Source organism: Rhodopseudomonas palustris BisB18 (assembly GCF_000013745.1).
GTDB lineage: Bacteria > Pseudomonadota > Alphaproteobacteria > Rhizobiales > Xanthobacteraceae > Rhodopseudomonas_A > Rhodopseudomonas_A palustris_F.
On the sequence record NC_007925.1, the window covers coordinates 3,892,250 to 3,914,219 of the forward strand.

Annotated in this window: 16 protein-coding genes, 1 pseudogene and 3 riboswitches; of the genes and pseudogenes, 3 read left to right on the top strand and 14 right to left on the bottom strand. The window is 61.7% G+C overall.

Going from position 1 to position 21,970, the window contains the following annotated elements:
• Positions 1-79 precede the first annotated feature (79 nt).
• Positions 80-1,312 (top strand): GTP-binding protein, encoded by a 1,233-nt coding sequence (locus RPC_RS17590; protein WP_011473929.1) that lies wholly within the window; start codon positions 80-82, stop codon positions 1,310-1,312.
• Positions 1,313-1,471: 159 nt separating this feature from the next.
• Positions 1,472-1,972 (top strand): Fur family transcriptional regulator, encoded by a 501-nt coding sequence (locus RPC_RS17595; protein ID WP_011473930.1) that lies wholly within the window; start codon positions 1,472-1,474, stop codon positions 1,970-1,972.
• An 88-nt stretch (positions 1,973-2,060) separates the two neighbouring features.
• Here RPC_RS17595 and RPC_RS17600 read toward each other — a convergent pair whose 3' ends face one another.
• The 10 genes from RPC_RS17600 to RPC_RS17645 form a co-directional block, all read right to left on the bottom strand.
• A complete protein-coding gene (locus RPC_RS17600) occupies positions 2,061-2,396 on the bottom strand; it encodes a cupredoxin domain-containing protein (protein WP_011473931.1) in 336 nt (111 codons plus the stop codon).
• Between the two features lie 140 nt (positions 2,397-2,536).
• Positions 2,537-3,088 (bottom strand): iron transporter, encoded by a 552-nt coding sequence (locus RPC_RS17605; protein WP_011473932.1) that lies wholly within the window; start codon positions 3,086-3,088, stop codon positions 2,537-2,539.
• A 379-nt stretch (positions 3,089-3,467) separates the two neighbouring features.
• On the bottom strand, positions 3,468-4,151 hold the full coding sequence (locus RPC_RS26295) for a hypothetical protein (RefSeq protein ID WP_157043238.1): 684 nt from the start codon (positions 4,149-4,151) through the stop codon (positions 3,468-3,470).
• A 176-nt stretch (positions 4,152-4,327) separates the two neighbouring features.
• A complete protein-coding gene (locus RPC_RS17615; protein ID WP_157043239.1) occupies positions 4,328-4,729 on the bottom strand; it encodes a hypothetical protein in 402 nt (133 codons plus the stop codon).
• 208 nt (positions 4,730-4,937) lie between these two features.
• A riboswitch (cobalamin riboswitch) is annotated at positions 4,938-5,153 on the bottom strand.
• A gap of 234 nt (positions 5,154-5,387) precedes the next feature.
• On the bottom strand, positions 5,388-7,745 hold the full coding sequence (metE, locus tag RPC_RS17620) for a 5-methyltetrahydropteroyltriglutamate--homocysteine S-methyltransferase (protein ID WP_208855667.1): 2,358 nt from the start codon (positions 7,743-7,745) through the stop codon (positions 5,388-5,390).
• A gap of 124 nt (positions 7,746-7,869) precedes the next feature.
• Positions 7,870-8,081, bottom strand: a riboswitch (cobalamin riboswitch).
• A 105-nt stretch (positions 8,082-8,186) separates the two neighbouring features.
• Positions 8,187-8,801, bottom strand: coding sequence for an epoxyqueuosine reductase QueH (locus RPC_RS17625; RefSeq protein ID WP_049766120.1), 615 nt, complete (start codon positions 8,799-8,801; stop codon positions 8,187-8,189).
• Positions 8,802-8,828: 27 nt separating this feature from the next.
• Complete coding sequence (gene prpB, locus RPC_RS17630; RefSeq protein WP_011473937.1) at positions 8,829-9,749, bottom strand: methylisocitrate lyase; 921 nt, start codon at positions 9,747-9,749, stop codon at positions 8,829-8,831.
• Between the two features lie 9 nt (positions 9,750-9,758).
• On the bottom strand, positions 9,759-10,931 hold the full coding sequence (prpC, locus tag RPC_RS17635; protein ID WP_011473938.1) for a bifunctional 2-methylcitrate synthase/citrate synthase: 1,173 nt from the start codon (positions 10,929-10,931) through the stop codon (positions 9,759-9,761).
• Positions 10,928-12,493, bottom strand: coding sequence for an MmgE/PrpD family protein (locus RPC_RS17640; protein ID WP_011473939.1), 1,566 nt, complete (start codon positions 12,491-12,493; stop codon positions 10,928-10,930). The genes prpC and RPC_RS17640 overlap by 4 nt, the downstream gene beginning before the upstream one ends.
• Positions 12,490-12,921, bottom strand: a complete 432-nt coding sequence (locus RPC_RS17645; RefSeq protein WP_011473940.1) for an acyl-CoA thioesterase — start codon at positions 12,919-12,921, stop codon at positions 12,490-12,492. Before RPC_RS17645 ends, RPC_RS17640 begins: the two co-directional genes overlap by 4 nt.
• 139 nt (positions 12,922-13,060) lie before the next feature.
• Between RPC_RS17645 and RPC_RS17650 the strand changes: the two genes are divergently transcribed.
• Positions 13,061-14,476 (top strand): short-chain fatty acyl-CoA regulator family protein, encoded by a 1,416-nt coding sequence (locus tag RPC_RS17650; protein WP_011473941.1) that lies wholly within the window; start codon positions 13,061-13,063, stop codon positions 14,474-14,476.
• A 15-nt stretch (positions 14,477-14,491) separates the two neighbouring features.
• Here the strand turns inward: RPC_RS17650 and RPC_RS17655 are convergent, their stop codons facing one another.
• The 4 genes and pseudogenes from RPC_RS17655 to RPC_RS17675 all read right to left on the bottom strand — a co-directional run bounded on the left by RPC_RS17655 (position 14,492) and on the right by RPC_RS17675 (position 21,956).
• A complete protein-coding gene (locus tag RPC_RS17655; protein ID WP_011473942.1) occupies positions 14,492-15,151 on the bottom strand; it encodes an anaerobic ribonucleoside-triphosphate reductase activating protein in 660 nt (219 codons plus the stop codon).
• Positions 15,135-17,357 (bottom strand): annotated as a pseudogene (locus tag RPC_RS17665) (ribonucleoside triphosphate reductase). The gene RPC_RS17655 and the pseudogene RPC_RS17665 overlap by 17 nt, the downstream one beginning before the upstream one ends.
• 109 nt (positions 17,358-17,466) lie before the next feature.
• A riboswitch (cobalamin riboswitch) is annotated at positions 17,467-17,667 on the bottom strand.
• Positions 17,668-17,916: 249 nt separating this feature from the next.
• A complete protein-coding gene (locus tag RPC_RS17670) occupies positions 17,917-19,050 on the bottom strand; it encodes a ribonucleotide-diphosphate reductase subunit beta (RefSeq protein ID WP_080507398.1) in 1,134 nt (377 codons plus the stop codon).
• A gap of 23 nt (positions 19,051-19,073) precedes the next feature.
• Positions 19,074-21,956, bottom strand: a complete 2,883-nt coding sequence (locus tag RPC_RS17675; protein ID WP_011473946.1) for a ribonucleoside-diphosphate reductase subunit alpha — start codon at positions 21,954-21,956, stop codon at positions 19,074-19,076.
• Positions 21,957-21,970: the final 14 nt, after the last annotated feature.

The following is a 21,970-nucleotide window of genomic DNA, read 5'->3' on the forward strand; positions in this document are numbered from 1 at the left end:
CCACCAGCCACTTGACAACGCTCCGTCGCTGCAAGATAACCGTATGTAATGTTATTACATTACATACGGTGCACATACGATGCAAGTTGAGACGGCTGACAATCGCCTCCCGGTCACGGTGCTGTCCGGATTTCTCGGATCCGGGAAGACCACGCTTCTCAATCACGTGCTCAACAACCGCGACGGGCGACGCGTCGCGGTGATCGTCAACGACATGAGCGAGGTCAATATCGACGCGGACCTGGTCCGCGAGGAGACCGCGCTCAGCCGCTCTGAAGAAAAGCTCGTCGAACTCACCAACGGCTGCATCTGCTGCACGTTGCGCGACGACCTTTTGAAGGAAGTGCGACGGCTCGCCGACGAGGGCCGCTTCGACTACCTGCTGATCGAAAGCACCGGCGTCTCCGAACCGCTTCCGGTGGCCGCGACCTTCGAATTCCGCCAGGAGACCGGCGAGAGCCTGTCCGATGTGGCGCGGCTGGACGCGATGGTAACGGTGGTCGATACCATCCATCTCTTGAAGGACTACTCATCGACCGATTTTCTGGCCGATCGCGGCGAGACCGCGGGGGCGGACGACGAACGTACGCTGGTGAACCTTCTCGTCGAACAGATTGAATTCGCGGACATCGTCGTGATGAACAAGGTATCCGATGCGACGCCACAGCAACGCGACGCCGCCCGCGCCATCATTCATGCACTCAATCCTGATGCCCGCCTGATCGAGACCGACTACGGGCGTATCGCCCCGACCGACCTGTTCGACACCGGCCTGTTCGATTTCGAGCGCGCCCACCAGCATCCGATGTGGTTCAGGGAACTCTATGGCTTCGCAGATCACGTTCCGGAGGATGCCGAATACGGCGTGACGAGCTTCGTCTGGCACGCGCGACGCCCGCTGATTCCCGAACGCTTCAACGAGTTTCTGCAGACGCCGCTGCCCGGCGTCATCCGCGCCAAGGGGCATTTCTGGCTCGCCACGCGCCCCGACTGGGTTGGCGAGTTCAGCCTTGCAGGCGCCTTGGCAACCACCCGTCCGCTGGGCTTCTGGTGGGCCGCGGTGCCATCCTCCCGCTGGCCGGCAGAGGCTCAGGCCCGCCAGCAGATCACCGGCAAATTCGATCTGGTGTACGGCGACCGGCGCCAGGAGATCGTGTTCATCGGCATGCTGGGAACGATGAACCGCGCGCGCATCACCACCATGCTGGAGCGATGCTTGGCGGAGCCCGCCGACACCGAGGGTTTCGATCCGAGCGCCTATCGGCATCTGCCGGATCCCTTCCCGGGATGGGGACGGACCAACGCTGCCTGACGCAGCCGGCGTCAATTCTGCCGCGACGCCCGCCGCAAAATGATCGATGGCCACGGTGCTGTGCCGACCGGGTCTGGCATTGGCCATTCCCCTCAGGGGTGTAATGTTGCGGCATACTCTGTCGCGACATTGCAGCCGCGGGACCTCACGGGTTGTTGAATGCGTGACCATGCAAATCACAACGCAAGCGGCGCCGAGGCACCAGGCGACGGAAACTGTCAGCGTGACGACGTCATGGCGCGGGCGCGAGCCTACGCAACGGCGAAAGGCCTGCCCTTCACGGCCATGCGTGAGCGCGTTCTGACGCTTGTTTCAACTTCACACCACCCGCTCACCGCCTATGAGATCGCCGACCGGCTCAGCCAAACCAAGAAAGTGCAGGCCGTTCAGGTCTATCGCGCCTTGGACTTCCTGCAGGAGGCTGGCTGCATCCACCGCCTCGCGATGCGGTCATCGTATTTCGCCTGCGATCACAGGCATGCGCACGGCGAGACCGTCGTGTTCATGGTGTGCAGCCAATGCGGCGTGGTCCAAGAGGCGGCGTCAGCGCTGGTCGGCCGGGGGCTTCGCAGCGCCGCAAAATCCTCCGGCTTCAAGCCGTCACATCCGATCATCGAGATCGAGGGGACGTGCGCGCAGTGTTCGGAACGCGGCGATTGACTGAGACACCAGCGGTTGTCGCGCGGCTGCTGGCGATCGCCAGCCTGTGAGAGAGCCAGCGCAGTTGATATCCATCGGCGCGCCGCCGTCATTTCGCAATCAGAACGGCGGGCGGAGCGTCCGGGCTGAAGTCATCCACGAAACTATATTCGCCAGGCTCCAGCTTGCGGAAGATCATCCGCCCGGTAGCGCCGGCCGCGACGACTTCTTCCTTGTGCAATTCCTTGGATTCGAATTCCGCGGGCATCGTGCCGGTATTCTTGATAATGAGTCGGAAGCGCGTATTCGCCGGAACTTCCAATCGCTGTGGCGTGATCACACCATTATTCATCTCGATCTCGACGGTGACTTCATCGGCTCGGCTCTGCACCGGCGGCGTCAGCACCAACAACAATGCGGTTGCCATCCAGCAATACTTCTTCATGCCAACTCTCTTTCCGACATTCTTCCGTCGCTCTTCGCTGAGCGATCAATGCTCACAATCGACGAATTGTATTCGAGGCCAAAGCCTCGAATGCAATTCGTCGATCGCAGTAGGCTGCGTCTCTTGAGACACTCAACGCGTCAATACGCGCCCTTCTTGCCGGTGCCGGCGAATGTGAATTCATAATCCAGGGAGAGCGGCTCGAACCAGGCAGGCACGCCGTTCTCCTTATCGACATGCCGCGCGATGCGCTGCTTCGGGTTCTTGCTCGGCGGCAGCACCGTCAGCGTCACCTTGTACTTCCCGACCGGGCGGGAGTTCGGCAGCTTGATGTTGTTGCAATAGGCAAAGCCGTCCGTTGCGACGTCAGGCGTCAGCTCGCCTTCCACGGCCTCGCCATTTTCAACGCTGGTAATCTTATACTTGACGAGCAAGCCCGGAAACCAGCTGTCTTCCTCAAGACCCCACGGATTGCCCTTTGCGGCCTTGATGTCCGCTTCCATGTGCAAGTCCGACTGTTTCGGATCCCGCATCAGCTCGGGAGTGTCGATCTCGATGGGCTGGAGATAGACCAAGCCGACGCGCAGTCCACTCTTCTCCTGTGGAGTCCCGATCGGAACTTCCTTCGCCATCGCACCGACGGCGATGAAGCATGTCGCCAGAAGCGAAACGCCGACTGCCCTAAAATTCATTTTGACCTCTCATTGCAGATTATTCAGGTAGACGTGTGGACCGATGTCACGCCGGAATGCGCGGTGCGCTGCAGACCATTCCCGCAATATCCCGATGCAAATGGATCGGCAATTGTCGTAGTTTATAATAGCAATAAAGAGGCGGCGCTTGCGCCTGCCGCGAGGCATCACACGAAATGTGACGCATTCAGAAGCGCGGTGCGCGTGCCGCCCCAATCGCCAGTGAGTCGGGAGCGCTCCGCCAAACCCTCTTCCGCCATGGCGACGGTCACGCTCGTCGCAATAACGGAAAGCGCAGTTACGGCAGCCCCCACGCGTTGCAGCGCGGCTCCCGTTCGGTGCATTCAGTCATACAAAGTCCCCGTGGTGCTTTGCGGCGTTACTTGCCGGGCTGCGCAGCGGCGGAGTCAAGTTGTTGCTTGCTAATCAGGGTGCGGATCAGCTTCCATGTCTCGCCCGACGCTCCCGACAACGGCGACGCAAGGAAATCATGTTCCCAGAGGACCTCGCGCCCGAGCCGCCGCGAGGTCTCGAAATCGCAACTGCCGGGCGGGCCGGCGGTATCGACGATCACGGCACATTCCGGCAGACGGGCGATGATGCTGGCTCCGACAAACCATGACAGGCTGGTCGAGATCAGAACGTCGAGCCCGGTCGCCACCGCCGGCAGATCCTCAAAACGATGTGGCGTCGCGCCTTCTGCGGTTAGCAAGACGTAGTCTTCCACCGTCTCGGCCGTCGCGTGAACATTTGCGCCCAGCATGACCAGGTAGCGGATCAACTCCATCGTCGCCGTGCCGTTGCCGACGATGCAAACTTCAATCTGACGGGGCCCCGGCTCACGATGCGAGGACGGACCAGCGGCATCCGCCGACCCGACCAGAAGATCCGGACCCGGACAGCCGTGTCCGACACTTAGTTGTCGCCGACTGAAATCGTCATCCGCGCCCACGCGCGAAATCGCCGATTGCTGCACTTCGCGGCGATGCGCACGATCCAGAACAATCCAGCCGACAGCCGCTTCCAATCCGCGCCAAAACCTGAATTTGAGCCGCCACCACAATCCCTCGGGCGCTCCTCGCAACGGCCAGACCGGGCGCCGCACTGAGCCGTCGGTCGGAGCCACCTCGGAAGCGTGGCGTAAGCCTCTCCGTCCGGGCACCGTTTGCGCCGCCCCGATCGCAACCGGAATGTCAGCCGGAACGTTGCCGTCCCGACGCTGGCGGGTCCGCGCCCCGCTCATGGCTTGACCTGCGGTTGTTCGTCGAGTTGATCGATGCTGCCACCGCACGGCGGCATCGCAGCGGCAGCCGCCGCTGTGGGCGATGCCTGTTGCTCGCGCTTGGGCGCGCTCTTCCAAGCCTCGGTGGCGCTCGCATCCGGCCCGTTGTCCGCCAGCGCATCGACCGACCAGGTATCAGAGTCACCCGCCGCCTTCAGGACGCCCGCCAGGTACGTCACCCTAGCCGGCAAGCGCTTGCCGGCGATCTCGGCGCCACTGCGGTGACCGTTAGGATGGATTAGAACGATCCGCATGCGACCGTCTCCTGCAAACATCGTCGCGGCATCCACCACGGGCGCCGGTCCATAGCTGGTGAATTTGTCGAGGCGTCCGATAAACGCGTGAGATAAACGCGCCACCTGGCCAGACCGCACGACGCCGCAGCCCCACGTCGGCACCGACCTGGCGTCACAGGCGATTCAGGCAGTCACGTCATACGGATCATCGACCGCGCAGGCGGCGGCGAACGCCGCCGATCAGGCGCCGACCAGCCTCAGATAGCTGGAGCGCAGCCGGAATACTGAGCAAATAATCATGATACCTCCTGCACCGCCTCACCCGGCGAGCCGAAATTGATCGTGCGATGGCAGGTTTCCTGGCTCGCGGCTCGCTGACCTATCGTCACCTTCCCAGGAAACGAAATTCCCAGTGGTATCGGACGACAGGCTAACCGCTTACAGTTGCGGGGGCAGTCACGGTTTTGCACCGTGTTCCCTATTATCCTCAAGATCGCATCCACTCACGCAGACTCGAGATTGAGGCACCATCATGTTAACTATCGCATCCGCGATAAGGCTTTGCAAGCGTCGCCCGACGTTCAACTCTCCAGCAACGCCGCGCCCTCGACCGCGCCAATAGTCTCGTCGCTCGGCCTAAGAACGACGAAACCAAGGGGTATACCAACGGAATACCCAATCGTCGCCCAATTGATCACCTCAATCAGACGCAGCCACACCCTAACGAAAGTCTGGCGCATCGACGAGAGCGCGGCATCGTCTACCGCGCTCTCGTCGCGTGTTAGCTGACCGTCGCGCGAATCTGGTTGGCGGCAGCCACCATATTCATCAACGCCGGTTGGACTTCCTGCCATTTCCGGGTCTTCAGCCCACAATCCGGATTGATCCAAAGCTGATCATCCGCGAGCCTCAGACGGGCCAGCCTGAGCAGCTCGGTCATTTCCTCGACTTTCGGGACCCGCGGCGAATGAATGTCGTAGACGCCAGGACCGATTTCGTTCGGATAGCGATAGGTCTTGAAGGCGTCGAGCAGCTCCATCTTGGAGCGGGAGGTTTCGATCGAAATAACGTCCGCATCCATCGCGCCGATGGCATCGATGATATCATTGAACTCCGAATAGCACATATGGGTGTGGATCTGCGTCCTGTCCTTGACCCCGGACGAACAGATACGAAAACATTCCACGGCCCAGTCGAGATAGCTGCTCCACTCGCTGCGCCGCAGCGGCAGTCCTTCACGCAAGGCGGCCTCGTCGATTTGGATCATTTTGGCTCCGGCCGCTTCCAGATCGGCGACTTCATCGCGGATCGCCAACGCGATTTGCCGACAGGCCGCGCTACGGGGAATATCGTTCCGGACGAACGACCAGTTCAGGATCGTCACCGGCCCAGTCAGCATTCCCTTCACCGGCTTGGCCGTAAGCGATTGCGCAAATTGCCACCATTCCACCGTCATCGGGCTGGGCCGGAAAACGTCGCCAAACAGGATCGGCGGCCGGACGCAGCGTGAACCGTAGCTCTGCACCCAACCATGCTCGGTGAAAGCGAAGCCGGCAAGTTGTTCACCGAAGTACTGCACCATGTCGTTGCGCTCGAACTCGCCATGCACAAGCACGTCGAGCCCGATCTCCTCCTGCCAACGAATGGTGCGAGAAGTCTCCTCTCGGAGAAATGTCTTGTAGTCCGCGTCGCTGAGAGTTCCTTTGGCATGCGCGCCGCGTGCCACGCGCACCTCCTGGGTCTGTGGAAACGACCCGATTGTCGTGGTCGGAAATGCCGGAAGGTTGAATTCGCTTCGCTGGGTCCTGGCGCGCTGCTCAAAAGGACAGCTGCGCTTTGACATCGCCGGCGTCACGGCGGCGGCGCGTTCTACCACTTTGGCATCGTGGACCTTCGGAGATGCCTTCCGTGCCGCAGCGGCGGCGGCTGACGCCGCCAGTGCATCCTGCACAGAGCGGCGGCCGCCCGCGAGCGCCGCGCCGAGCGTCGCAAGCTCGGCCATCTTCTGAACCGAGAACGACAACCAGCTCTTGAGGTCCGGATCGATCGCGGCCTCCTGATGCAGATCGACAGGAACATGCAGCATCGAACATGATGGCGCGATCTGGACTTGGTCTGCTCCCCGCTCGGCAACAATCGGCTCCAACCAATCCAGCAGCGCCGGCAGGTCCGCGCGCCAGATGTTGCGGCCATCGATTACACCGAGCGACAGCACCAGATCGTCGTGGGCCTTGGCCAGAACATCATCCAACTGATTGGGGGCGCGAACCAGATCGAGGTGCAGACCATCGACCGGCAACGACAGCGCCGCCTCGAGATTGTCTCCGAGCCCGCCGAAATAGGTTGCCAGCATGAACTTGAGTTGCGGCACCTCCGCGGTGAGAAACCCATAGGCGCGCTGAAGCGCGGCCCTGTCGGCATCATTGAGATCGAGCACCAGGCATGGCTCGTCGCATTGCACCCAGTCGGCCCCCTCCGCTGCAAGCTGCTGCAATACGCTGGCATAGACCGGCAGCAATCGGTCGAGCAACGACAGCGGATCGAGCGACAGATCCTTGCTCTTGCTCAACTTCAGAAATGTCACCGGTCCGAGCAGAACCGGCCGCGTGCGATGGCCGAGCGCCTTCGCTTCGCGATACTCTTCAACTGGCTTCAGCGACGACAGCACGAACTGCTGATTGCTGGTCAGTTCCGGCACCATGAAATGGTAATTGGTGTCGAACCACTTCGTCATTTCCTGCGCCGGCATCCCCTCTGCATGGCCGTCGGCGTCATGCGCGCAAGCGAGGTCCACGGCGGCCGTTTGCGATCCACGCGCCATCGCAAAATAGGTCGCCAGAGAAACCTGCCCACCCTTCCAACCATAGATATCAGGAATGGCGCCGACCATCACGCTGGTATCGAGCACCTGATCGTAAAAAGAAAAGTCATTCGATGGAATGACGTTGACGCCGAGTGACTTTTGTTGCGCCCAGTTGGCGGCGCGAAGTTTGGCTGCGGTCGCGGTCAGCGATTCCGCGTCGGTTTGACCGGCCCAATAGCGCTCCAGCGCAAATTTGAGTTCGCGGCGTGGACCCATCCTCGGCGTGCCGAGGGTTGCGACAGACAATGTGGAAGTAGACTTGGTTGAAGTAGATATGATCGAAGTAGACATGGCTTGAACCCCAAGAGATTGGGGGCAAAAGGCCGAAGTGACACGTCGGACCCCGGACGGACATTCGCCGCCTCGGGCTCGATCGCACCACCGGGACACCCCGCCCGTGGACGTTGCATTTCATCGTGGCAGGTCTCCTGGCTCACGGGTCAACGCTGCTGTCCGGCCTTCCCGAAACCTGATCGGTCTCAGTGACATTATTGGACAGCGGCTCGCCGCTTACAGTTGCGGGGGCAGCACCGGCCTTGGCTTGCGCCGCACCGGCTTCCCTCTTAGCTCCGGGCACGACTTGCCCGGAGAACCACGATGGCTAACTTATGAAGCAGCTTCCCTCGATCGGTCAACCTTCAACTTGTGCGGCCGCAGCCTTGGTCATCTGACCATCACAGCAGCGGCAGTTGAACGGCGGAGATCTCCTGTCCCGGTCTACGATCGCTGCGCAATGCCGCGTCGATGATGGGCGTCGCGCAGCGAGTACAGACAACCGCAATAGGATTGCTGGTAGAATTTCTCACGCTTGGCGATCTCCACGGCCCGCGCCGAGCCTCCAGCCTTGCGCCAGTTGTGATCCCAATAGACCAAGCCATCATAGCGCGACACGGCGCGTTTTCCGCTTGCGACGACCTGCGCAAAATCCTTCCACCGCGATATGCCGAGCGAACTGGTGATGACTGAAAAGCCGTGCTCATACGCATAGAGCGCGGTTCGCTCGAGCCTCATGTCGAAGCAAATGCTGCAACGCTCGCCACGTTCCGGCTCGCATTCCAGTCCTTTGGTTCGTGCCAGCCAGAGAGCATCGTCGTAATCCGCGTCCACGAACGCGACGCCATGCCGGGCGGCAAATCGTGCATTTTCATCCTTGCGCAGAAGGTATTCGCGCTCGGGATGGATGTTCGGATTGTAAAAGAACACGGTGTAGTCGATGCCAGCGGCCAGCATCGCTTCCATTACTTCGCCCGAACACGGCGCGCAGCACGAATGCAGCAGCACCTTGGCATGGCCCGCCGGCAGCGATAGCGCCGGCCTCCTCACCTCGTTCATTGCCATCCGCGACCAGAGGTAGAGCGATCACCTCGGCAACGGCGCCTCCGGAATGATGGTCTGAACGATGCTGGCATCGAGCGCCTCGTAGTCCTGCAGTCCGATCGTCGCATATAGTTCCGCCCTGGTCTGCATCTGCTCGACGACGTATTGGGTGCCGCCGTCGCGTTTGATCGCCGCATATAACGCCTCCTGGGCCTTGTTCGCAACGCGGAGCGATGACACGGGCCAGATCACCATGCGATACCCCATGCCTTCAAATTCCGCCGCCGTAAAGAACGGCGTCTTGCCGAACTCGGTCATGTTGGCGAGCAGCGGAACGCCGGGCATGCGGCGCGCAAATTCCCGCAGCATGTCGGCGGACGTCAGCGCTTCCGGAAAGATCGCGTCGGCGCCAGCCTCGCGATACAGCTTGGCCCGCGCCACGGCCCCGTCCATTCCCTCGCTCGCCGCCGCGTCGGTCCGTGCGATGACATAGAGATGGCGCCGCGCTCTGACGGCCGCGGCGACCTTCGCGGCCATGTCGCGCGGATCGGCCAGTCTTTTGTCGTTCAGATGCCCGCACTTCTTCGGCAGCAACTGGTCTTCGATATGGACCGCTGCCGCTCCGGCGTCTTCAAAGCTCCTCACCATATTCATCACGTTGAGGGTTTCGCCGTAGCCAGTGTCGCCATCGACCAGGACCGGAAGTCCGCTCGCTCGCGAGACCTGACGGACGAAGAAGGCCACCTCCTCCACCGATATGATGCCGAGGTCCGGCAGCCCCATCGACGCCGTCATGGCGGCTCCAGAGAGATACACCGCCGCGAACCCGGCATCGCGCGCCTGCAGCGCCGCCATGCCATTATGGGTCCCCGGGATGCGCAGAATGCCGGGATGATTCAGCAAATCCCGGAAGCGAATTCCGGCGGGCTGCTCCGGCACATTCGCTCCGATGAGGTAAGTCATTATCTTTCCTTATGCTAGGTAGGTCGCCAGTGCAGCGGCGCCGCGATGTTCCAGCGGCACGAACGCCTGATTTTCGGGACCGATGTAGTTCGCCGCCGGTCGAATGATCTTGTTGTCCAGCCGTTGCTCGATCACATGCGCAGCCCAACCGGACGTCCGGGAGATCACGAACAACGGCGTAAACATCGCCGTGGGTATTCCCATCGCGTGATACGATACCGCACTGAACCAATCGAGATTGGCAAACATCTTCTTGCTTTCGCCCATCACCGCCTCGATCCGCTCGGCAATCTCGTACATGCGCGTGCTGCCATTCTCAACGCTGAGCTGACGCGCAACGTCCTTGATGACCCTGTTGCGCGGATCAGCGACCGTGTAGACCGGATGGCCAAACCCGATCACCACTTCTTTTCCGGCGATCCGACGCCTGATATCGGCTTCCGCCTCATCGGCGCTGCCGTAGCGCTTCTGGATTTCGAAAGCGTGCTCGTTGGCGCCGCCGTGTTTCGGACCGCGCAACGCGCCGATCGCGCCGGTGACGGCGGAATACATGTCGGCTCCGGTCCCTGCGATCGATCGCGCCGTGAATGTCGACGCATTGAATTCATGTTCGGCATAGAGGATCAGCGACCTGTGCATCGCCCGCTCATGCGCGGCGGACGGCTTGCGCCCATGCAGGAGATGCAGGAAATGCGACCCGATCGACGCGTCGTCGGTTTCGACGTTGACGCGGCGTCCGTGATGCGAATAGTGATGCCAATATAGCAACATCGACCCGAGCGACGCCAGCAGCCGGTCGGCGATGTCCCGTGCGCCGGGGGCGTTGTGGTCGTGCGCCTCCGGCAGCACGCAACCGAGCGCCGAAACCCCGCTGCGTAGCACGTCCATCGGATGGGCGGCGGCCGGAAGCAGCTCGAGGGTGCGCGCCACGCTGACGGGGAGCCCGCGCAGCGCTGCAAGTTTTGCTTTGTAGCTGCGCAACTCCGACACGGTCGGCAGACCGCCATGGATCAGCAGGTAGGCCACCTCTTCGAATTCGCAGCCATCGGCGAGGTCGCCGATGTCGTAGCCCCGATATTTCAGGTCATTGCCGGTCCGTCCGACCGTGCACAACGCCGTATTGCCCGCGATCACGCCAGACAGCGCGACCGACTTTTTGGGCGGAGGTTTGACATCCGTCATGGTCTGCTGGCTCCTTGAAAACGCCACGGCTCTGACTTGCGCTGCCCCGGGTTTGGCCAATCAAAGATGCCGTGCGCATTGGCCGATTCCAGCAATTCAGGCGCGACGGCAAAGCTCAGATCGCCGAGCTCTCCGGCCGGCAACAACGTCAACCGTTCGGCCGCCGCGAGAAAGCGATCCTGTTCCGGCCGCGCGATGACGCGATCCGCCAAAGTACGGAATTTTTCAACGTAGTCGGCTCGCCGGAACGGCCGCGCCCCGAGCGGGTGGGCGTCGGCCAGCGCGATCGTATCGCTGATCTCCGACCCATCATTGCGGGTGACCACGACCCGGCCGCCAAACGCCTTCAGCTCCGGATCGTGGCTATGATAACGACGCGTCCATTCCGGATCTTCGACCGTCGAAATCTTGTGCCACAGTGCAACCGTCGATGCGCGCGTGGCACGCTGCGGCGCGTATGACCTCTCGTGATGCCAACTGCCATCTTCGAGCGCGACAGCGAAAATGTACATGATCGAATGGTCGAGCGTTTCGCGGCTGGCATTCGGATCCATCTTCTGAGGATCGTTGGCGCCGGTGCCGATCACATTGTGGGTGTGATGGCTGGTGTGGATCACGATGCTGTCGATCTTCGACAGATCGCCGATCCTCGGGCCGAGCCGCCGCGCCAGATCGATCAGCGCCTGACTCTGGTATTCCGCCGAATGCTGCTTGGTGTAGGTGTCAAGAATGGCCCGCTTCAGCTCCCCGCGCTCGGGAAGCGGAACGACGTATTCCGCTTGTGGACCGCCGAGCAGCCACGCGATGAACCCGTCTTCGCCTTCGTACGCAGGTGACGGCGCGCCCTCGCCGCGCATCGCACGATCGACCGCCTCGACCGCCATCTTGCCGGCAAATGCCGGGGCGTAGGCCTTCCAGCTGGAGATCTCGCCTTTCCGCGATTGTCGCGTCGTGGTGGTGACGTGCAGCGCCTGCTGCACCGCCTGATAGATGATCTCGGTCGGCAAACCGAGCAACGCGCCGATTCCCGCGGCGGCGGAAGGACCGAGATGGGCGATGTGATCGATCTTGTGCTCGTGCAGGCAGATGCCTTTCACAAGATCGACCTGGATTTCATAGGCCGTGGCCAACCCTCGCACCAAATCGGCCCCTGAGCGCCCGCAGTGCTGCGCGACCGCGAGCAGTGGCGGAATATTGTCGCCTGGATGCGAGTAGTCGGCGGCCAGAAAGGTGTCGTGAAAATCCAGTTCACGCACCGCGACGCCGTTGGCCCAGGCTGCCCATTCCGGGGAGACCCGATACGATCGGCTGAGACCGAACACCGTGGCCCCGGGCTTGGAAGGATGTGCCTCGGCCTGCGACCGCGCGCTGATGACCGGGCGTCGCGCCAGCGACGCTGCTGCAACCGCGGCGTTGTCGATGATCCGATTGCCGATCATCTCGGCGACGTCGGTTTCGACCGCCACCGGATCGCAGGCGACGTCCGCGATCTTCCAAGCCAGCTGATCGGCGCGGGGAAGATGTTCGGTGGATCTGAAGGTACGAACGCCGTGCTGCTTCAAGAGACGAATTCCTTTTCGGTTGGATTCGATTTGGCTTTGGATGTGATCGGCACCGGTCTGCCACGCTGATCGACGGCAACCATTTCAAATGTTCCGCGCACGGCGGATCGCCGCAGCCCGGTGAGCAGATCCTCGCGGATCATTTCCACTGAGACGGTCATCGAACATCGCCCGACCCGCTCGACGCGCGCCACGAGTTCGACGATTTCACCGACCCGGATCGGTTCGTGAAACGCGATCTTGTCGGACGTCGCCATCACGACGCTGGCCCGCGCCCGACGGGTGGCGGCGACAAAGGCCGCCTTTCCCATCAGGCTGAGCGCGTTGCCGCCGAACAGCGTGCCATAGTGATTGGCCTGCTCCGGAAACACCATTTCAACGAACCGGGTTTCAGGCGGATATTCGATCGGTAACGTGGCCTGTCGCATTTTTCCGCCCTGGTCGCTTGTGCTTGCGATGCACTTTGCAATATCTACTAATGCCACAGACTGAGAAGTGCTGAATTGGCGTAGTTTAGCGAAGCCTCGGCCTGCGGCTTGCGAAGTTTGCGAAGTTTGCGAAGGCGATATGAAAAAGACCTTTCTCGGAGTCCGGTTGAAACGGCTGCGTGAGGAGCATCGCCTGACCCAGGCCGCGCTCGCCGCCAAGCTTGGTATTTCGCTGAGTTACCTCAACCAGTTGGAGAATAATCAGCGACCGCTCACGCTTCCGGTGGCGCTGGCGTTGAACAAGACGTTCGGACTCGACATCCAGTCTTTTTCAGAGGACGACGAAGCGCGTTTGATTGCCGATTTGCGCGAGGCGGTTGCCGATCCCGCCTTGGGCGAAACCATCGCCACCTCCGATCTGCGCGAACTGGCACTCAATATGCCGGCGATCGGTCGGACGCTGGTTGCGCTGTCGCAGAGATATCGCCAAGCCATCGAGCAGTCCGCGGCGCTCTCCGCCCGGCTCGGGGAGGATCGCCAGGCCGCTTCGGCGATTCTGCCTTCGACCCCGTTCGAGGAGGTCCGCGATTTCTTCTATGCCCAGCATAACTACATTCCCGAACTCGACGAAGCCGCCGAGGCAATCGCCTTGCGAATGAACCTGCCGCCCGGACGGATGGCGCCCGCTCTGTCGTCTTTTCTCGAAGATCGCGGCATGACGATATTGATCGGCGGCTCCACCGAATCCGGTCTGCAGCGGGAGTTTGATCGGCAAACCCGCACCGTGCGGCTGTCGTCGAGCCTTCACCCCGGACAGCAAGCTTTCCAATTGGCAACCCACATCGCTTTTCTCGATTTCGACGACGCCATCCGTTCAATCGTCAGCAACGCAGCATTCACCAGCGACGAATCGCGTGGCCTCGCGCGGATCGGGCTCGCGCATTATTTCGCGGGCGCGCTGGTGTTGCCCTACTCGGCGTTCCTCCAAGAGGCGCAGCGCCGCCGTTACGATATCGAATTGCTCGGCCACACTTTCGGCGTCGGATTTGAAACCGCGTGCCATCGCTTGAGTACCTTGCAGCGCCACAATGCCCGGGGCGTCCCGTTCTTCTTCATTCGCGTCGATCGGGCCGGCAATATTTCGAAACGTCAATCCGCGACCGACTTTCATTTTTCGCGGGTCGGCGGCACCTGTCCGCTGTGGAACGTCTATGAAGCCTTCGCCTGTCCTGGACGAATCCTCACCCAGTTGGCGCGAATGCCGGACGGGCGAACCTACCTTTGGATCGCCCGCACGGTGTCGCATAGCCAGGGCGGCTATCGGGCGCCCGGGAAAACCTTCGCGGTGGCACTCGGCTGCGACGTCCGCCATGCCGGTAGCGTCGTCTATTCGGAGGGACTCGACATCGATCCGGCAATCGCGACGCCGATCGGCATGGGCTGCAAGGTCTGCGAACGGCCGAATTGTCCCCAGCGGGCCTTCCCGCCGATTGGTCATGCGCTCAACGTCGATGAGACGCGCGCGCATTTTGCCCCCTACGCGACCTCGTCTTGAGACGTTGAACGCTGCTCACTGCCGCGCAAGCGCTGGTTGCTCTGCATAATGCGGTCGAATGCGATCGAGACGGGATCCCAGCGCGCGAAATGGCTGGATCGTATGATCTCTGACTCCGAGACGGCCGAGTTGCGCGGCCAGATTGGCAAGGTCGTCGGCGCTTAGCAGCGCCGGATGCACGGTAGTACGGAGCTGATAGGCGACGCCGCTGCCCAGCAAGTGACGCAGGCTTTGCAGTGCCCTAGCGCCGCTATCGGCGACGCCGGTGATCCGCTGATAATCTTCAAACGGCGCCTTGACGTCGAACCCGACCCAATCCAGCAGCGGCAGGATGCTTGCCAGCCGCTGCGGATAGGCCCCGCCGGTGTGCAGGCCGACGCGATATCCCATCGCGCGGACCGCTTCGATCGCGCGCGGCAGCGCCGTCTGCAGGGTCGGCTCGCCGCCGGAAAACACCACGGCGTCGAGCAGTCCGCGTCGGCGCTGTAGGAACTGAAGCACTTCTGACCATGGCAATGCCGCGTCGGCTTTGCCGGGCAACAGCTGCGGATTGTGGCAATAGGCGCAGTCCCACGGACAGCCCTGGCAGAACACCGTGGCGGCCAATTGGCCCGGCCAGTCGCAAGTCGATAGCCGGGACAGGCCGCCGATCCTGATCTCAGTCGAGCTTGGCACGGTCTTCCCTGAAATAGGTGCGCTCGGAAAACTCGCCCTTCTTGCCGCGATTGAACGACGACACCGGGCGGTGATAGCCCATGACGCGGGTCCAGATTTCACACGGCTGCCGTTCGTCGTCGCGGAGTTCGATGGTGAGGTTCTGATCGGCTGCGCAAATTTGGTCCATGATTTTTCCTTTGGGCTAATGAGCGGTTTCAAGCTGCTTGCGCGCCAACAGTTCGGCGTCGCATTTCGGACAGAACACGTGTTCGCCGGCGATGTAGCCGTGTTTGGGGCAGATCGAGAAGGTCGGCGTGATCGTGACGTAAGGCAGCCGGAAGTTTTCCAGCGCGCGGCGAACCAGCTTCTTGCAGGCGTCCGCCGAGGAAATCCGCTCGCCCATGTAGAGATGCAGCACGGTGCCGCCGGTGTATTTGCACTGCAGTTCGTCCTGCCGTTCCAGCGCCTCGAACGGATCATCGGTGAAGCCGGCGGGAAGCTGGCTGGAATTGGTGTAGTAGGGCTGATCCGGCGTGCCGGCCTGCAGAATATCCGGGAAGCGCTTCTGGTCTTCCCGCGCGAACCGGTAGGTGGTGCCCTCCGCCGGCGTGGCCTCGAGATTGTAGAGGTGGCCGGTTTCTTCCTGAAAGCCGACGATGCGGGCGCGGACGTGATCCAAGAATCTCACCGCAAAGCCATGCCCCCAGTCGGTCGAGATGTCTTCACGATCGTCGGTGAAATTGCGGATCATTTCGTTGACGCCGTTGACGCCGAGGGTGACGAAATGATTGCGCAAGGTGCCGAGATAGCGCTTGGTATAGGGAAACAGCCCTTCATCCATGTGGCGCTGGATCACCTTGCGCTTGATCTCCAGGCTGGTGCGGGCGATCTGCAGCAATTCATCGAGCCTTGCGAACAGCGCCGCCTCGTCGGATTTGTGCAGATAGCCCAGCCTCGCACAATTCACCGTCACCACGCCGGTCGAGCCGGTCTGCTCGGCGCTGCCGAACAATCCGTTGCCGCGCTTCAGCAGTTCGCCAAGATCGAGCTGCAGGCGGCAGCACATCGAGCGCACCATGTTCGGCTTCAGATCGGAATTGAGAAAATTCTGGAAATACGGCAGGCCGTATTTCGCGGTCATCTCGAACAACCGTTCGGCGTTGTCGGTGTCCCAGGAAAACTCCGGGGTGATGTTGTAGGTCGGAATCGGAAACGTAAAGACGCGACCCTTGGCGTCGCCTTTGGTCATCACCTCCATATAGGCGCGGTTGATCATGTCCATTTCCGGCTGCAGATCGCCGTAGACGAACGGCATGTCCTCGCCGCCGATCACCGGGGTCTGGTCACGCAAATCTTCCGGACAGGTCCAGTCGAAGGTCAGATTGGTGAACGGCGTCTGGGTGCCCCAACGCGAGGGAACGTTGAGGTTGTAGACCAGTTCCTGAATCGACTGCAGCACCTCGGCATAATCGAGCCGATCCTTGCGGATAAACGGCGCCATATAAGTATCGAACGAGCTGAAGGCCTGCGCGCCGGCCCATTCGTTCTGCAAGGTGCCGAGGAAATTGACGATCTGGCCCACCGCGCTGGACAGATGTTTCGGCGGTCCGGCCTCGACCTTGCCGGGTACGCCGTTGAGGCCTTCGGCAAGCAGCATCCTCAGCGACCAGCCGGCGCAATAGCCGGCCAGCATGTCGAGATCGTGGATATGAATGTCGCCATCGCGATGGGCGCGGCCGACTTCCGCCGGATAGACGTGCGACAGCCAGTAATTGGCGACCATCTTGCCGGAGATGTTGAGGATCAAACCGCCCAACGAATAGCCCTGATTGGCGTTGGCGCTGACCCGCCAGTCGGCGCGGTCGAGATACTCGTTGATCGAGGTTTCGACATCGACCACGGTATGGCGATCGCGGCGCAGCCGGGCGCGCTGTTCGCGGTAGACGATGTAGGCGCGCGCCGTGGCAAAATGATTGGCCGATATCAGCACCTGCTCCACCACATCCTGGATTTGCTCGATGTGCGGCGCCTGGTCGATAAATCGGTGGCTGATCACCTTGATCGCTTGGATGCCGAGCAGATCGGCTTCGGGCCGGTCGAATTCCGCTGTTGCCTTGCCGGCCCGCTCGATCGCCGAGTGGATCTTGGCGGGATCGAACGGCGCCTGTTCACCGCTGCGCTTGATGACGCGTCGGGGCGGAGTGGCAACGGCATGGATAGACATCGGCGATCCCTAGGTTGGAATCGGCGTCATGCCCGACAGACGACTTGCGGTTGATGCGGACGGCGAGCGCCGTGCACCTGCAAGCGTCGCTTCGGATCACCCCGCCGAGGACGTTTCACGTTGCTACGGCAGGTCTCCTGGCTCACGGGTCACAGCTTCCGTCCAATCTTCCCAACACCTTGCGGCATCAGTGATATCGCTGGACGGCGGCTCGCCGCTGACAGTTGCGGGGGCAGCTCCGGATTCACACCGGCTTCCCTCTTAGCCCCACATGATGTAACATGTGGAGACCGTAACACTATATATTGTAGTTTTTGATTCCTCGGATGTCAACGGCGGCATCGCGCATTGCCTGGCCGGATCGGCATGCTCTCTTCCCGCCGCGAGGTTGATTCTGCAATCTAACCCGACTTTCGAAGATGCATTGCAGGAACGCAGATTTGGCAGTCGTTCGGCAAATGGACACAAACTTGCTGCGTGCGGCCCGCCTCGGACAGCCACCTTCGCTCCAGCCGACCAACGCGGCCTCGCGCGCTTCGGCACGCGGTTCTGACCCCGGCTAGTCCCAGGTCAAAGCGCCACCGTTCTGGTACTCGATGACACGGGTTTCGAAGAAATTCTTCTCCTTCTTGAGATCCATGGTTTCCGACATCCACGGAAAGGGGTTTTCGACCTCCGCGAAGATCGGTGCCAGACCGAGTTGAGCGCATCGGCGGTTGGTGATGAAGTGCATGTATTGCTCGCACAGCGCCGCGTTGAGGCCGAGGAAGCCGCGCGGCATGGTGTCTCGGCTGTACGCCGCTTCGAGCTCGGCAGCCTCCTGCAACATTCCGCGTAGCTCCTCCTGAAAGCCCGCGGTCCAGAGTTTGGGATTCTCGATCTTGATCTGATTGATGACGTCGATGCCGAAATTCAGGTGAATGCTCTCGTCGCGCAAGATGTACTGATACTGCTCGGCGATCCCGACCATCTTGTTGCGTCGACCCAACGATAGAATCTGCGCAAATCCGGTATAGAACCACATGCCCTCGAAGACGACGTAGAATGCGACGAGATCCCGCAGGAATGCCCGATCGGCCTCCACGGTGCCGGTCGCAAAAGTCGGGTCGTCGAGATGCTGGGTGTGCTTGAGCGCCCATGCCGCCTTGTCGGTAATCGAGGGGACTTCGCGGTACATGTTGAACAGTTCGCCCTCGTCGAGCCCGAGACTCTCGACGATGTACTGGAACGTATGGGTATGCACCGCCTCCTCGAACGCCTGGCGCAGAAGGTACTGCCGGCATTCCGGATTGGTCAGGTGGCGATAGATCGCCAGCACGATGTTGTTGGCGACCAGACTTTCCGAGGTGGCGAAGAAGCCGAGATTGCGCTTGATCGCCCGGCGTTCATCTTCGGTCAGGCCGTCCCGCGACGTCCACAGCGCGATGTCGGCCTGCATCGAGACTTCGGTCGGCATCCAGTGGTTGTTGCACGCCGCAAGGTATTTTTCCCAGGCCCATCTGTGCTTCAGCGGCAGCAGTTGATTGACGTCGGCACGGCAATTGATCATCGCCTTGTCGTCGATCGACACCCGCGCGCCGCTGCGATCGATCGCACCGAGGCCGGTCGCGTCGATCGGCTTGGCCTGCGCAGCCGCGCGCGCGGGATGCAGACCACGGATCGGATCGGCTTTCGTCTCGGACCAGTCGAGCATGGTGATGGATTCCTTGTTGCTGCTCACTGGCACACCTCGCAGGTCGGATCATCGATCGCGCAAGCTTGACCGGCAACTGCGCCGCAGGCCACAGCGACAGCACGCGGGGTATCCATGGCAAGCCCGGCGGAGACCGCGTTGAGCTTGCCGTCGGTGCCCTTGAGCGTCGATTTCTCGACATGGGTGGCGGAACGTGAACGCAGGTAGTACGTCGTCTTCAAGCCGCGACGCCAGGCGAGCCGATACAGCGCATCGAGCTTCTTGCCATTCGGGTTGGCAAGGTAGAGGTTGAGCGACTGCGACTGGTCGATCCACTTCTGTCGCCGTGCCGCAGCCTCGATCAACCAGGCGCTGTCGATTTCGAAGGCGGTGGCGTACAGCGCCTTCAGATCGTCGGGAACACGGTCGATCTGCCCGACGCTGCCGTCAAAATACTTCAGATCCGACACCATCACCTCGTCCCACAGCCCGCGCGCCTTCAAATCGTTGACCAGGTAGGTGTTCACCACGGTGAAGTCGCCCGACATGTTGGATTTGACGTATAAGTTCTGGTAGGCGGGTTCGATCGATTGGCTGACGCCGCAGATGTTGGAGATCGTCGCGGTCGGCGCGATCGCCATCGTGTTGGAGTTGCGCATCCCGACGGCCTTGACCCGCGCTCGCAAGCCATCCCAATCGAGCCGGAACGACCGATCCACCTCGACGGGCAGCGCCCGCGCCGCATCGACGCGTGCGATGGAATCGAGCGGCAGCACACCCTTCGACCACAGCGATCCTTCGAACGATGGATACCGGCCACGCTCGGCGGCGAGATCGACCGACGCCGAGATCGCCCAATAGGACACCGACTCCATGCTCTCGTCGGCGAACGCCACCGCCTGCTCCGACGCGTAGGGTAGCCGGAGGATGTTGAGCGCATCCTGGAAGCCCATGATTCCGAGACCGACGGGGCGATGCTTGAGGTTCGAGCTGCGCGCTTCCGGAATCGTGTAGAAATTCACGTCGAGCACATTGTCCAGCATGCGCATCCCGGTTCCCACACTGCGCGCGAGACGGGCGTGATCGATCGCGCCGTTGACCAGGTGGTTGACGAGATTGATCGAGCCGAGGTTGCAGACCGCCACTTCGGTGGTCGACGTATTCAGCGTGATTTCGGTGCACAGGTTGGAGGAATGCACCACTCCGGCGTGGCTTTGCGGCGAGCGCAGGTTGCAGGGGTCCTTGAACGTGATCCAGGGGTGGCCGGTCTCGAACAACATGGTCAGCATCTTGCGCCAGAGGTCGGCGGCGCGCAGCCGCTTGAACACTCGCATTTCGCCGCGTTCGGCCTTGGCTTCGTACTGTTCGTAGCGTTCGACGAACGCCTGCCCGGTGAGGTCGTGGAGATCCGGGGTCTCGTCGGGCGAGAACAATGTCCAGCCGCCATCCTGCTCCACCCGCGTCATGAACAGATCCGGCACCCAATTGGCGGTGTTCATGTCGTGGGTGCGGCGCCGGTCGTCGCCGGTGTTCTTTCGCAAATCGAGGAATTGTTCGATATCGATATGCCAGGTTTCGAGGTAGGCGCACACGGCGCCCTTACGCTTGCCGCCTTGATTGACGGCGATTGCGGTATCGTTCGCCACCTTCAGAAACGGCACCACGCCCTGGCTCTCGCCGTTGGTGCCCTTGATATGGGCGCCGAGCCCGCGCACCCGGGTCCAGTCGTTACCGAGGCCGCCGGCATATTTCGACAGCAGCGCGTTGTCCTTGATCGACTTGAATATGCCGTCGAGATCATCCGGCACCGTGGTCAGGAAGCACGACGAAAGCTGCGGGCGCAGCGTGCCCGCATTGAACAGCGTCGGCGTCGAGGCCATGAAATCGAACGACGACAACAGCTCGTAGAATTCGATCGCCTTGTCCTCCCGGTCGATCTCGCGCAGCGCCAGTCCGCACGCGACCCGCATGAAGAAGGCCTGCGGCAATTCGAAGCGCGTTCCATCGACATGTAGGAAGTAGCGATCGTAAAGGGTTTGGAGCCCCAGATAGTCGAACTGCAGATCGCGCTCGGGTTTCAGCGCAGCGGAGAGCCGGACGAGATCGAAGCGGCCCAGTTCGCGGTCCAGCAGTTCGCTGGCGATGCCGGTGGCGATGTAGGCCTTGAAATAGTCGCCGTACCGACCCGCCATTTCGGCGTGGGTCGCCTGCTCGGGACGGCCGGCAACAAAGCTGAGCGCTTCGCGGCGCAGCTTGTCGAGCAACAGCCGGGCACTCACCTTGGCGTAGTTCGGTTCGGTCTCGATCAGCGTCCGCGCGGCGAGAATCGGCGCCAGTGCCAGTTCGTCCAGCGATATGCCGTCATAGAGGTTGCGGCGGGTTTCGCTCAGAACCTGCGACGCCCGGACATCGTCCAACCCCGCGCATGCCTCCTCGACGACCGCGGCAAGACGGACGGCATCCAGCGGAACGACGATTCCGTCGGTGGCTGTCACGCGGAGCGGTGATGCCGGTTCGAGCTGGGCGTTCTGGGCGCTTTCGATACGCTGCTTCGCGCGGTCTTCTCGATAGAGCACATAGGCGCGCGCCACCTTGTGATACTCGCCCCGCATCAGCGCAAGTTCGACCTGATCCTGGACGTCCTCGATCAGGAAGGTGTGGCCGAGGTCGGCGCGCCGCGTCAGGCTGCTGACGATCTGCTGGGTCAGGCCGCCGACGACGTCATGGATACGGCGCGAGCTCGCGGCGCTGCTGCCTTCCACCGCCAGGAACGCCTTGGTCAAAGCGAGCGTGATCTTCGTCGGATCGAACCGGGTCACCGTGCCGTTGCGGCGGATAAGCCGATAGCCTGGATTGGCTGCAGTCACGTGCTCCACGACAGATGGCGGGCGATCGAGTTGGCGTTCGGCTTGAAGAGACCTGGACATCGGCTTGTACCCGG

Bases quoted from the DNA above. Each gene is read 5' to 3' on its own strand.
- prpB (WP_011473937.1), bottom strand. From the start codon at position 9,749: ATGACTTACCTCATCGGAGCGAATGTGCCGGAGCAGCCCGCCGGAATT.
- RPC_RS17605 (WP_011473932.1), bottom strand. From the start codon at position 3,088: ATGAATTTTAGGGCAGTCGGCGTTTCGCTTCTGGCGACATGCTTCATC.
- RPC_RS17670 (WP_080507398.1), bottom strand. From the start codon at position 19,050: ATGCTCGACTGGTCCGAGACGAAAGCCGATCCGATCCGTGGTCTGCAT.
- RPC_RS17645 (WP_011473940.1), bottom strand. From the start codon at position 12,921: ATGCGACAGGCCACGTTACCGATCGAATATCCGCCTGAAACCCGGTTC.
- RPC_RS17625 (WP_049766120.1), bottom strand. From the start codon at position 8,801: ATGAACGAGGTGAGGAGGCCGGCGCTATCGCTGCCGGCGGGCCATGCC.
- RPC_RS17650 (WP_011473941.1), top strand. From the start codon at position 13,061: ATGAAAAAGACCTTTCTCGGAGTCCGGTTGAAACGGCTGCGTGAGGAG.
- RPC_RS17600 (WP_011473931.1), bottom strand. From the start codon at position 2,396: ATGAAGAAGTATTGCTGGATGGCAACCGCATTGTTGTTGGTGCTGACG.
- RPC_RS17595 (WP_011473930.1), top strand. From the start codon at position 1,472: ATGCGTGACCATGCAAATCACAACGCAAGCGGCGCCGAGGCACCAGGC.
- RPC_RS17590 (WP_011473929.1), top strand. From the start codon at position 80: ATGCAAGTTGAGACGGCTGACAATCGCCTCCCGGTCACGGTGCTGTCC.
- RPC_RS17675 (WP_011473946.1), bottom strand. From the start codon at position 21,956: ATGTCCAGGTCTCTTCAAGCCGAACGCCAACTCGATCGCCCGCCATCT.
- prpC (WP_011473938.1), bottom strand. From the start codon at position 10,931: ATGACGGATGTCAAACCTCCGCCCAAAAAGTCGGTCGCGCTGTCTGGC.